Here is a 12,590-nt window from a genome sequence, read left to right on the forward strand (position 1 = left end):
TTCCCGCCCCCGGATTTCTCTTATTAGCACGGTGCGGCAGGTTGTCACGGTGCGGCAGTGCGCTTGCGCCGCGCCGGCCGTCTCTTGGAGAGGTGGGATCGGGTGTATCGGGGACGCGAGGGCATGCTGGCCTGGGCGCTCCACCGGATTTCAGGCCTGGGCGTGCTGTTCTTCCTTCTGCTGCACATTGCCGATACCGCTTTAATCCTGGCCGGCCCCGCGTGGTACAACCGGTTCGTGGCCTTTTACCGGGCTCCGGTGATCCGGGTGATGGAGGTGCTGCTGGCGGCAGGTGTGCTGTACCACGCGCTCAACGGGATCCGGATCGTCATCCTGGACTTCTGGCCTCAGACCACGCTCATCCACAAACGCCTCTTCTGGGCCGCCGGCGTCATCTTCGCCGTCCTCTTCGTGCCGGCGGCTTACTTCATGCTGCGTCCGCTCTTGTTGTAGCGTTTTCGGCGTTTTCCCCGGTTTGAGAGGAGGCGCAAAAGGCGACGATGGCCACCTACTCCAGCAGCGACGGGCGGTCAGGGCCGGCCACCAGAGGCTTCGAACTCTACTCGTGGCTCTTCATGCGCCTGTCCGGGGTGCTGCTCGTCTTCCTGGCCCTGGGGCATCTCGTTATCATGCACGTTCTCAACAACGTGGAGGCGATCGATTACAACTTCGTGGCCTCCCGCCTGGCCGGCCCGCTGGGCGCGGTCTGGCGCAGCTATGACCTCTTGTTGCTTGCGCTGGCCCTGCTTCACGGCATGAACGGGCTGCGGGGAATCCTGCACGACGCCGTGCGTTCACCGCGATGGCGCGCCATCAGCATCTCGACGGTCTACGCACTGACGGGGATCTTCCTGGCCCTTGGGGCGCTGGTGCTCCTCTCGTTCCAGCCGCAGGGCGTGCCGTGAGGAGGGCCTGGCAACCTCATGCACACGTTTGATGCGGTGGTGGTCGGTGCCGGGGGCGCCGGCCTGCGGGCCGCCGTGGCGCTGGCACGGTCGGGCCTGCGCACGGCGGTCTTGAGCAAGCTCTATCCCACCCGCTCCCACACGGGTACGGCCCAGGGGGGTATCGCTGCGCCCCTGGGCAACGTGGAGGAAGACCAATGGGAGTGGTACGCGTTCGACACGGTGAAGGGCGGCGACTACCTGGGCGACCAGGACGCCATCGAGATCCTGTGCCGCGACTCCGTGGAGGCCATCGTCGAACTCGAGCACATGGGCCTGCCGTTCAACCGCACCCCCGACGGGCGCATCGACCAGCGCCGCTTCGGGGGACACACGCGCGAGTTCGGCAAAGCGCCGGTGAAGCGCGCCTGCTACGCCGCGGACCGAACCGGCCACATGATCCTCCAGACGCTGTACCAGCAGTGCATCAAGCACGACGTCAACTTCTTCAACGAGTTCCAGGTGCTGGACCTGGTCGCGGTCGATGGCCGGGCGGCGGGTGTGGTGGCGTATGAGCTTGCCACGGGCGAACTCCACACCTTCGCCGCGAAGGCCATCCTGTTTGCGACGGGCGGGTTCGGCCGGATCTTCAAGGTGACGTCGAACGCCCACTCGCTGACGGGCGACGGGCTCGCCATCGCCTGGCGGCGCGGGATTCCGCTGGAAGACATGGAGTTCTTCCAGTTTCACCCGACCGGCATTTACAAGATGGGGATCCTGCTTTCCGAGGCGGCCCGGGGGGAGGGCGCCGTCCTGCGGAACGGGAAGGGCGAGCGGTTCATGGAGCGCTACGCGCCGACCCTGATTGACCTTGCGCCCCGAGACATGGTCTCCAGGGCCATGTACCTCGAGATCCGGGAGGGGCGGGGTGCCGGTGGGCGGGATTACGTGTACCTCGACTTCACCCACCTGGGCCGGGACGTGCTGGAGAAGAAGCTGCCCGACGTCACCGAGTTCGTCCGGACCTACCTGGGGCTCGACCCGGCGGTGGACCTTGTGCCGATCCAGCCCACGGCGCACTATGCCATGGGCGGCATCCCCACGGATGTGGACGGGCGGGTCGTCCTGGACCCGGAAAACACCCCGATGCCGGGGCTGTACGCTGCCGGAGAGGCGGCGTGCGTCTCGGTCCACGGCGCGAACCGCCTGGGCACCAACTCCCTGGTGGATCTGGTGGTCTTCGGCAAGCGGGCGGGCCTGCACATGGCCCAGTTCGCCCGGGAAAGCGACCCGGTGCCGGTGCCGGCCGACGCCGAAAAGCAGGTGGCGGCCAGACTGGAGAGCCTGCGCCGCCGCAGGGAGGGCGAGAACGCTGCCGCGATCCGCGAGGCACTGCAGGCGACCATGATGGAACACGCCTCGGTCTTCCGCACCAGGCAGGGCCTGGAGAAGGCTCGAAGCCACATCGCGGCGCTGAAGGAGCGCTACGGCCGGGTACGGGTGGCCGACCCGAGCCGCCGCTATAACACCGAACTGCTGGAGGCGCTGGAACTCGGGTATCTGCTGGACGTCGCCGAAGCGCTGGTGGTCTCGGCGCTGAACCGGACGGAAAGCCGCGGCGCGCACTGGCGGGAGGACTTCCCGAATCGGGACGACGCCGGCTGGCTGAAGCACACGCTTCTGTACCGGGGCGACGGCGGCGACCACGAGATTCGCTACAAGCCGGTGGTCATCACGCGCTTTTCGCCGCAGGAACGCAAGTACTGAAAACGCCCGGGCGGGCCCTATCTCAGGGGGGCGCATAGGGACGGCTATGCACGTAAAGATTCACATCCGGCGCTTCGACCCGGAACGAAGCGCCAAACCTTACTGGGCGCACTACGACGTGGAGGTCGAACCCACGGACCGGCTTCTGGACGCGCTCAACTACATCAAGGGGCACATCGATGGAAGCCTCGCGTACCGCCGGTCGTGCGCGCACGGCATCTGCGGATCCGACGCCATGATGATAAACGGGGTGAACCGGCTCGCCTGCAAGGTGCTCATCAAGGAGCTGGGAAGCGACATCCGGGTGGGGCCGCTCACGGGCTTGAAGGTGCTCAAGGACCTCATCGTGGACATGGAGCCCTTCTTCGAGTCCTACCGGGTGGTCAAGCCATACCTCATCGTGGACGAAAGCGAGCTGCCCGACCGGGAGCAGCTCCAAACACCCGAGCAGCGCCAAAGATTCGACGACACGACCAAGTGCATCCTGTGCGGGGCCTGCACCACCTCCTGCCCGGTGTTCTGGTCGAACGGCCGTTACATCGGCCCTGCGGCCATCGTGGCGGCTCACCGGTTCATCTTCGACAGCCGTGACCGGGGGGCTGACAGGCGCCTGGAAATCCTGGGCGGCAGGGACGGCGCCTTCCGGTGCCGGACTATCTTCAACTGTACGGAGGCATGCCCGCGGGGCATCCAGGTGACCAGGGCCATCCAGGAGGTCAAGCAGGCCATCGTTGAACGCGGCTTCTGACGCGCTCCCGCCGGTACCGCTGATCGCCCTTTTGACGGACTTCGGGGCGAGCGAGTACGCCGGGGTCGTGAAGGGCGTCATGGCGGCCATCTGGCCGCCGGCGCGCTTCGTTGACCTGTCCCACGACGTCGGGCCTCACAGCGTCCGGGAGGGAGCCTGGATCCTGCTGGAAAGCTACCGGTTCTTCCCTCCCGGGACGCTCTTTTTCGCGGTCGTCGACCCCGGGGTCGGCACCCAGCGGCCTGCCGTCGCCGTGGAGAGCCGCCGCTACCGGTGGGTGGGGCCCGACAACGGGCTTTTGTTTCCGGCGGTGGAGGATGACGGGCCGGCGCGCATCGTAAACCTTCCGGTGTCCGAACGGGCCTCCAGCACCTTTCACGGCCGCGACGTCTTCGCGCCCGCCGCCGCCCGCTGGGCATCGGGGGCGCGGCTGGAGGACCTCGGAAGCGTGCGCCGGGAGCCACTCGTACCCCTGCGCTTCTACCGCCGGGGGTGGTGCGGGGAGGTGGTGAGGGTGGACCGGTTCGGCAACCTCATCACCGCGCTCACCTCTCCCGAGGGCGGGCCGGAGCTTCCCGGAAGGGCCGGCGTGACGCTTTTGAAGAGGACCGAGAAGGGCTCGTGGAAGCGGGCGGCGGGGCCCGTCCCGGCGGTCCGCGTTCGGACGTACGGCCAGGCGCCGCCCGGGGCGCTGGTGGTGCTCACGGGCTCGGCAGGCACCCTGGAGGTGGCGCGGGTGGGAGGGTCGGCGGCCGCCATGCTGGGAGGCGCGGTCGGGGACCGGGTTCGCTTTCGGTGGAGGTGACGTCCCGTGAACGAGCTTGTTGCGGTCATCATGGCCGGCGGCAGAGGCGAGCGCTTCTGGCCCCTGAGCCGCCGTGCCCGGCCCAAGCAGCTTTTGAACCTGGACGGCACGAAGAGCCTGATCCAGCAGGCGGTCGAGCGCGTGCTGCCCCTCACGGAACCGGACCGGGTGCTGGTGGTGACGGGGCGGGAGTACGCCGAGTCCATCCGGGCGCAGCTTCCGGGCCTTCCCCCGGACAACATCCTGGTCGAGCCCGCCGGTAAGAACACGGCGGCGTGCATCGGGCTGGCCGCCGTATCCCTGGAGAAGGCGCCCGAACGCTGGGGCGACGACCCCCTCATGGCGGTGCTACCCGCCGACCACGTGGTGCGGGACGCCGAGGCCTTCCGGCGGGTGATGCGGGCGGCCGCCCGTGCCGCCCACGAACACCATCTGGTCACCATCGGCGTGTGGCCCACCCGGGCGGAAACGGGCTACGGCTACATCGAACTCGGCCCCCCGGTGGGAAACGCCCTCGGCTACGACGTCTACCGGGTCCGGCGCTTCGTGGAGAAGCCCGACGTCGGCCAGGCACGCCGTTACGTGGCAGACGGGCAGCACCTGTGGAACAGCGGCATGTTCGTCTGGCGAAGGCGCGCCATCCGGGCGGCCATCGCCCGCCACATGCCGGCCCTTCACCGGGGCCTCGAACGCATCGCCGCCGCCTGGGAGACCCCTGGGTCCGCCGGGGTGGCCGCCGAGGTCTTCGCCGGCCTGGAACCCATCTCCATCGATTACGGGGTGCTGGAAAAGGCCGAGGGGATCGCGGTGGTGCCGGCGGACTTCGGGTGGGACGACGCCGGGAGCTGGCCCGCCCTGGAGCGGCTCTTCTCGCCGGACGAGGACGGCAACGTGGTTCAGGGGGCCCGGCACGTGGGCATCGACACGAGCCAGTGCATCGTCTTCCTGAACGGCGACAAGGGCCCCGGCGAGGCGGGCCGAGCGCGACCAAAACTGGTAGCGACTCTCGGGGTGCGGGATCTCGTGATCGTGGAGACTGAAGACGTGACACTCGTATGCTCCAAGGAGCGGGCACAGGACATTCGAGCGCTTCTGGCCAGGCTCCGGGCCCTCGACTACCAGGAGTACCTGTAGACAGGCGTCTGCTCCCTCGCCTTCACCTTGAGCCGGAAAGCCCGGCATGGCAAAATAGGGACGGTCTTTTGCGCCGGCACACCGGTGGATACCCTTACCCTGCATGGTATGCGTGGCTCCCCGGCGGCGTGCGTCTTGTGAGGGTTGGGGGAGGCTATGATCGGCACACAAGCCCGGCGGCCCATCCGCTTCGGTACCGACGGCTGGCGAGACGTGATCGCAGACAACTTCACCTTCGAACGGGTCCGCGTCGTCTCGGCCGCAGTGGCACGCTACCTCCATTCCAGCGGGCTCGCTTCGAAGGGCGTGGCAGTGGGGTACGACGCACGGTTCCTCTCACCCCGCTTTGCCAGGGCGGTCGCTGAGGTGCTGGCGGGTGCCGGGATCCGGGTACTCCTGGCGGGACGGGAGACCCCCACGCCGGCTCTGGCGGCGGCGGTGGTCGACCGGGGCCTGGGTGGCGGCGTCATGGTGACGGCCAGCCACAACCCTCCGGAGTTCAACGGGCTCAAGTTCAAGCCGCCATACGGAGGTTCCGCAACGGAGGCCATCACGGGTCCCATCGAGCAGTTCGCCAACCTTATCTTGCAGTCAGGCGAGGCCGTCTCCGTCGTTCCCTTCGAGAGCGCCCGCCGGCAGGGTCTCGTCGAGGTGTTCGATCCCATTGAGCCGTATCTGCGGCGCATCCTGCGCCTCGTGGACACCGACGCCATCGCCAGGGCGGGCCTGTCGGTGGTGGCCGACCCCATGCACGGCGCCGCGAGGGGGGTGCTGGCCAGGGCTCTTCGGGAGGCCGGGTGCGAGCGGGTGGGAGCCATCCGGGAGGAGGCCAACCCGGGCTTCGGCGGGGTCAACCCCGAGCCCATCGAGGCCAACCTGGGGGCGCTGCAGGCCTTCGTTCGCAGCGGCTCGGGCTGGCAGGCCGGCTTTGCGGTGGACGGGGACGCCGACCGCATCGGCATGGTCGACGAGCGGGGCCGCTTCGTCAACGCGCACCAGATCCTCTCCTTGCTCCTGATGCACCTGGTGGAGGGGCGTGGCCAGCGGGGCGAGGTGGTGAAGACCGTCTCCACCACCTCCATGGTCGACCGGCTCGCGTCGCGGTACCAGTTGCCGCTGTTTGAGACGCCCGTCGGGTTCAAGTACGTCTGTGCCCGTATGCTGGAGGGTGACGTGCTCATCGGCGGGGAGGAGAGCGGCGGGATTGGCGTTCGGGGGCACATCCCGGAGCGGGACGGTACGCTTGCGGCCCTGCTCGTGGCAGAGCTGCTGGCAAGAAGCGGGCTTCGCGTGTCGGAGCTGCTCGAGGAGCTCACGAGGCGCGTGGGGCCGCACGTCTACGGCCGGCTCGACCTGCACGTCGAAGAGGGGCGGCCCGAGGAGCTTTCGGCGTGGCTCTCCTCCAGCGTTCCGGGGCGGGTGGCAGGGGTGCCGGTGGTGGAAACCAAGCGGGTGGACGGCTTGAAGGTCCTGCTGGAGGACGGGTCGTGGCTGATGGTGCGGGTATCGGGCACCGAGGCTCTGGTGCGCGTCTACGCGGAGGCGGCCGATTCCGGCCGGGTGCAGAAGCTGCTTGCCGCCGGCCGGCAGTGGGTCGAGGGTCAGTCGGAACAGACTCTGGCAGGTGAGATTCGTTGATAGATGACCACGGGGATCCGTTTGGACGGCCCGCCCATCGATCGCGGGCGCGGCACTCGCCGGCCCCCCTGTGGCCGGGGCTCGAAAGCGTCGTCTTCGTGGGCTCGTTCCCGCCGAGGCGCTGCGGGATTGCTTCCTTCACGGCGGACCTGTCACAGGCGGTCAGGCAGGCTCTCCGGCACCTGCGCATCGCCGCCATCGCCGTGGATCCGGCGTGGGAATCCTTCCGCCGGCGGCCCCCGTACCCCGGCGGGGTGGACGAGGTCTACCCCGTTCGGGCAGACCAGCCCGAGGCGTACGTCGAGGCGGGCCGCTGGATCGAGCGGCGGGGATTCGACGTGCTCAACGTGCAGCACGAGTACGGGCTTTTCGGGGGGCAGCACGGGGAGTTCATCCTGCGGCTGGTGCGGGAGACGTCCGTACCGATGATCACGACGCTTCACACCGTGCTGCGCCGTCCCGACGAGAAGCAGCGCCAGATCCTGGTGGACCTGGCCGCCCGATCCCGGACGGTAGTGGTGCAGGCCCGTTCCGCGGTGGACCTCCTGGAGCGGGTCTACGGCATCGACACGGGGCGGGTGATGGTGATCCCCCACGGCACGCCCAACTTCCCGCGAATCCCGGGCGAACAAGCCAAGGCCCGGTTCGGCTTCGAGGGCCGGCCGGTGCTTTTGACCTACGGGCTTCTCAGCCCCGGCAAAGGGATCGAGCAGGCCATCCAGGCGCTGCCCGCGATCGCCCGCCGGTTTGCGTCGGTGCTTTACGTGGTGGCCGGCCAGACCCACCCGAATGTGCTAAAGCTCTCAGGCGAGTCGTACCGCGAACAGCTTGCCGAACTGGCCAGGCACCTTGGGGTGGAGGCCAACGTCCAGTTCATCGGCCGCTACCTCGCCCTGGAGGAGTTAGGGGCGTTACTCTCGGCCACCGATGTATACGTCGTGCCGTATCCCAACGAAGATCAGGCTGTGAGCGGAACTCTCAGCTACGCCCTGGCGGCCGGAAAGGCGGTCGTCTCCACGCCGTTCCGCTACGCCAGGGAGGTGGTGGGCCCGGGGCGGGGGCTTTTGTGCCGGTTCGGCGACCCGGAGTCGCTGGCCTCCGAGGTGATCCGGGTGCTGGAGAACGAGGATCTGCGCCGTACCCTGGAGCACCGCGCCCGCGCCTTCGGGCAGTCCATGAGCTGGGATATCGTAGGAGCCCGCTACGGCCGCCTCTTCGGGTGGGTTGCTTCGCAGCAACACGCCGGGCACGACAGCACGGCCTCGCTCGTGGAGATGGCCCCGGCACGGTGGGCCGAGCAGGCGCGAGGCGCTGCCCAGGGGCTTGGCGGGCGCTCCTGGCAAGCTCTCAGGCCCGGGAGGTGACGCGCGCCGTGACGCCGGCGGGCAGTACGGCGCTTGAGGTACAGGGCGCCGTCCGGTGGCCCAACTGGAGCCTGGCGCACCTGCGGCGCTTGACGGACACGACCGGCATCGTGGAGCACGCCCTGGGGGCCGTGCCCAACCCCCTCGAGGGCTACACGCTGGACGACAACGCCCGGGCGCTGGTGGTGGCGATCCGCTATCACCGCCATGCCCGGGACCCCGAGGCCCTGGAACTCGCGATCCGCTACCTGAGCTTCATCCTGTACTGCCAGATGGAGGACGGCTGGTTCCACAACGACGTGGGCTACGACCGGCGCTTCCTCGACGAACGGGCAAGCGAAGACCCGGTGGGGCGCGCCATCTGGGCGCTGGGCGAGACGGCCGGGCTGGCCGAACTCGAGGCACTGTGGGTGGCCGCCGTGCATACCCTCAGGCGGTCGCTTCAGTGGGCGCGGCGCTTCTCCGGACTGCGGCCGGCCGCGTTTTCGCTGCTGGGGCTGCGGGCTCTGGGGCGGGCGCCCAGGGACCGGCTGGCGGGGCTGATGAAGGCCGCGGAGTTGCGGCAGCTGGCCGCGGAGCTGGGTGAGCGGCTGCTGTCCGCCTACCACCAGGCACGGCGCCCCGGGTGGCAGTGGTTCGAGGATCGGCTGACTTACTGCAACGCCAGGCTGCCGCACGGGCTTTTGTTCGCCGGAGAGCTCACCGGGCACAGCCGCTTCTTCAAGGTCGCGTCGGACACCTTTGACTTCCTGTGGGGGCAGCTGTGGGACGGGCAATGCCTGCAGGTGGTCGGCAACCGGGGCTGGTGGGAGCGGGGGCTCGACCGGGCCCTCTACGACCAGCAGCCGGTGGACGCCGGGGCCATGGCGGAACTGGCGTGCGCGTTCTACCTGGCTACGGGGCGCCCGGACTACCTGGAGCGCGCGAGCATGAGCGTGGAGTGGTTTTACGGGCGCAACGCCAGCGGCGTGGCCAGCCACGACGAGGCAACGGGCGGGTGCCGCGACGGGCTGGGCGCCGACGGGGTCAACATCAACCAGGGTGCCGAGTCCACGCTGGCCCACCTTCTGGCCCGGATGGCGGTGGAGGACGCCCTGCGGCACGCGGCAGCCGGCCGCAAGAGCAGCGCCATGGCCTGAAGCGTCTCCCCGGAATGGGGCGGGCGGCCGGAGGCCCTTCTCCTCACCGCTGCCGCGGGCTTTGTCGAGGTAACGGGGCAGTACTAAGGGCGGGTGGCATGCAGATTGGAACAGGCGCCTCCTGCCCTTCGTGTCCTGCACGTGCTCCGGGAAGCCTCAGGCGGCATGCTCACGCACTTGAGCACCCTGCTGCGGGCGCTCGCTCTTCTCGGCATCGAAAGCACCGTGGCAGGCCCGCCGGGCAGCCTCCAGCGCCTGCAGGAGCGGCTCGCCCGCGCACGCCCTACCCCGTCCCTGACCTTTGCTGAACTCCCGCTACGGGATGGGTTGTGCCCCGCAGACGACTTGCGGGCAGTTGGGCGGCTGCGGCACCTGTTGGAACTCCTGCAGCCGGACGTGGTGCACGCCCACGGGCACAAGGCCGCGCTGGCTGCCGCGCTGGCCGCCGGCCGCCGCGACTCTGCCCGGACCGGGCAGAGACCGGCTCTTGTCGTGACGGTGCACAACCTGCTCCCGGAAGGCTCACGGCTGCGGAGCTCCATCGACCGGAGGCTGGCCCTCTCGGGCCTCGGACGGGCCAGCCGGGTGATCACGGTGTCCCGGGTGCTGCGCCAGTTCGTAGAGGAACTGGCACCAGGCGTCCCCGTCCGGGTGGTGCCCAACGCCCTGGACCCCGCGTGGATTCCGCCCGCGAAGGGTAAGACCGGAGGGGAGGCCCCACCTGTCGACGGGCGGGTCGTCGTCGCGTGCGTAATGCGCCTGCACCGGCCCAAAGGCGTGGCTGCGCTCCTGGAGGCTGCCTCCCGGCTGCCCGGCTCCACCCGTGCCCAGCTCTGGATAGCAGGAGACGGGCCAGAAAGGCCCTCCCTGGAGCGATTGGCCGTCCGGCTCGGGCTCGAGGGGCGGGTGCGCTTTCTGGGCTTCCAACCTGACCCCTCGCGGATCTGGGCCTGTGCGCACGTTGCCGCCTTGCCCTGGCTGCGGGAGGGTTCGTCGTACTCGGCGCTCGAGGCCATGGCGGCAGGCCTGCCGGTCGTTTCGTTCGACGGCCCGGGGTGCCGGGAGGTCCTGCCCGAGGGCGCGGGCGTTGCCGTTCCGCCGCACCCGGTCGATGCCCTGGCGGAGGCCCTCCGGCGCCTGGCTGACGATCCCGCCCTGCGGCACCGGATGGGCGAAGCCGCGCGGCGTGCGGCGCTCAGCCGCACGGCGGCCGACATGGCCAGCGAGACCCTGGCCGTCTACCGGGAGGTGGCGCAAAACCCCCGATGAACGGCGACGGCCGGCTGCGCCGGGTTACCAGCACCGCGGCAGCCACGCTGGCGTTGGTGTTGGGTCTGGCCGCCGCGGCCTGCGCGGCCCCTCCCCGGCCGGCGCAACCGGGGCAGGGGTGGCCCGTTCTCGTAGTCGTCCTGGACGGGCTTGACTGGGCGTGGATCGACCGGTACGTATGGTCGGGTCAGGCGCCACACCTCGAACGCCTCGTAAAGGAGGCCGCGCTCGCCGTCTACAACCCCCTGGCGGCCGACCCCGAACCGGTCGGGGCGTACCTCACCGCGGCGACGGGAAGCCGGGTCGAGGCCTTTGCGCCCGTGGTGCTGGGCGCGGGGGAGCCTGCGCGCAAGATCCTCGAGCGCCGCGCCGGGCGGGCCCCGCGGCAGGGCTCTCACTACCTCCTCAACCTGCCGCGCCTTGCCGGTGAGGCCAGGGAATCCCGCAGCTTTGCGCCCCCGGGGTGGCTCGCAGAATCCCTGCGCAGGGCCGGCGTCCAGACGGTGCTGCTGGGTGACACGGCGTGGCTGGCGCCGGCAGAGGCGGGGGCGGAACTCCGGTGGGTCTCCCGCAGTTCGCCGATAAGCCTGGCCGCCCTGCTGGTCGCCGACCCGACGGGCGCCGTGGAACGGGCGTATGCGCTTTCGGAGGAGGATCCGGGGGCGGCAGGCGGCCTGCGCACACGCTGGAATGAGCTGCCGCGCCGCCTGGGGGCGCTTGTTGCGGGGTGCGCCAGTTGCCAACCCGGGGGCGAGCGCCGGTGGCTTGCAGTCGTGGCAAGCGCCGACCTGTGGCGCCTTCGCCAGGAGGAGGGTGAACTCTCTTCCGCCGCCAGGGAGGCCCACCACCGCGCGCTGGCCGGCGAACTCGACCGGGTGGTGGGGTGGTGGGCGTCCGACCCCTTCTGGGGAGGGGGTTCGCTTCTCCTCTTCGGCGCAGCACCGGGCCCGGCGGCGCGGCAGAGCGGCGAACACCTCACGGCGATGGTCTGGAGAGGCCCGTGGGGGCCGGGCGCCATCCTCAGCCCGACCGCCCGGCGGGCGGGCTTCGTCACCGCCGTTGACCTGGCCCCAACCCTGGCCTCCCTGGCCGGCTCTGCCGTGCCGCCCGGGGTGGTCGGGCGGCCGCTGACCTTCGGGGGGCCGCCGCCGGAGCCACCTCGCCTGGAGGCGTTCTCGCTGGCCCGGGCGGGCATCTGGCGGGGCCGCTTCCGGGTGATGTCCGTCCTCATCACGGCCCAGGTCCTGGTGCTGGGGGCCGCGCTGGCGCGGGCCGCGCTGGCCGGGCCGCTCGCCTCGACCCGCCTGCCGGGCGGGTGGGTCTCGGCGCTCAACCGCGTGCGCCCGTTCCAGCTGGCCACGGCATGGGCGGCAGCCGTTCCGGTGGCGCTTTTGAACCCCTGGGTGGCAGCGCCCCCGGTCAAGGAAGTGGCGGGCAGCGTGTGGGCCGTTGTGGCCGCGTCTTTGGGGGCAGCCGTGGTGGCATGGGCGGCCGAGGGGGCCAGCCGGCGTTTCAACTGCACAGCGACGTTCGTGGTGAGCGCCTTGTCGGCCGGCGTCATCGTGTGCGACCTGGTCTTCCGGCTGGATCTGGTGGGGCGGTCGTTCATGGGGTACGATCTCATCGGCGGCGCCCGGTTTTACGGGATCGGCAACGAGCACATGGGGTTGCTCCTGGGGTCATCTCTCGTGGCCGCCGCCGAGGTGGGTGAGCGGTGGCCCCGGCTTCGCCCGGCAAGCACGGCGGCCCTGCTTGGCGTTGCGTGGCTGGTCGCCGCGCCGGGCCGGGGCGCGAACGTCGGGGGCGCCGTTGCCACGGCGACGGCCTTCGGTGCGGCCGCGC

The 12,590-nt window shown here is 70.1% G+C and carries 11 protein-coding genes; all 11 read left to right on the forward strand.

What is annotated here, in order from left to right; all coding sequences use genetic code 11:
- The first annotated feature begins 102 nt into the window (after positions 1-102).
- Positions 103-453 (forward strand): succinate dehydrogenase, cytochrome b556 subunit, encoded by a 351-nt coding sequence (gene sdhC, locus AB1609_05935; protein ID MEW6046007.1) that lies wholly within the window; start codon positions 103-105, stop codon positions 451-453.
- A gap of 47 nt (positions 454-500) precedes the next feature.
- Entirely contained in the window at positions 501-905 is a 405-nt protein-coding gene (locus AB1609_05940) for a succinate dehydrogenase (GenBank protein ID MEW6046008.1), read from the forward strand.
- 18 nt (positions 906-923) lie between these two features.
- Positions 924-2,651: a succinate dehydrogenase flavoprotein subunit gene (sdhA, locus tag AB1609_05945; protein ID MEW6046009.1), complete on the forward strand. Its 1,728-nt coding sequence runs from the start codon at positions 924-926 to the stop codon at positions 2,649-2,651.
- A 46-nt stretch (positions 2,652-2,697) separates the two neighbouring features.
- Entirely contained in the window at positions 2,698-3,399 is a 702-nt protein-coding gene (locus tag AB1609_05950) for a succinate dehydrogenase iron-sulfur subunit (protein ID MEW6046010.1), read from the forward strand.
- Complete coding sequence (locus AB1609_05955; protein ID MEW6046011.1) at positions 3,383-4,204, forward strand: SAM-dependent chlorinase/fluorinase; 822 nt, start codon at positions 3,383-3,385, stop codon at positions 4,202-4,204. The genes AB1609_05950 and AB1609_05955 overlap by 17 nt, the downstream gene beginning before the upstream one ends.
- 6 nt (positions 4,205-4,210) lie before the next feature.
- On the forward strand, positions 4,211-5,338 hold the full coding sequence (locus AB1609_05960; protein ID MEW6046012.1) for a mannose-1-phosphate guanylyltransferase: 1,128 nt from the start codon (positions 4,211-4,213) through the stop codon (positions 5,336-5,338).
- Between the two features lie 156 nt (positions 5,339-5,494).
- On the forward strand, positions 5,495-6,976 hold the full coding sequence (locus tag AB1609_05965; GenBank protein MEW6046013.1) for a phosphoglucomutase/phosphomannomutase family protein: 1,482 nt from the start codon (positions 5,495-5,497) through the stop codon (positions 6,974-6,976).
- Positions 6,973-8,340 carry a glycosyltransferase family 4 protein gene (locus tag AB1609_05970; GenBank protein ID MEW6046014.1) on the forward strand — a complete coding sequence of 456 codons (1,368 nt, stop codon included), beginning with the start codon at positions 6,973-6,975 and terminating at the stop codon, positions 8,338-8,340. Before AB1609_05965 ends, AB1609_05970 begins: the two co-directional genes overlap by 4 nt.
- A gap of 8 nt (positions 8,341-8,348) precedes the next feature.
- Complete coding sequence (locus AB1609_05975; protein MEW6046015.1) at positions 8,349-9,479, forward strand: hypothetical protein; 1,131 nt, start codon at positions 8,349-8,351, stop codon at positions 9,477-9,479.
- 165 nt (positions 9,480-9,644) lie between these two features.
- Positions 9,645-10,748, forward strand: a complete 1,104-nt coding sequence (locus tag AB1609_05980; GenBank protein MEW6046016.1) for a glycosyltransferase family 4 protein — start codon at positions 9,645-9,647, stop codon at positions 10,746-10,748.
- Positions 10,745-12,590, forward strand: a 1,846-nt coding sequence (locus AB1609_05985; protein ID MEW6046017.1) for a hypothetical protein, incomplete at its 3' end; no start/stop codon positions are given. The genes AB1609_05980 and AB1609_05985, both read left to right, overlap by 4 nt.

It is taken from the genome of Bacillota bacterium, assembly GCA_040754675.1.
In the GTDB taxonomy this organism is placed as follows: Bacteria; Bacillota; Limnochordia; order Limnochordales; family Geochordaceae; genus Geochorda.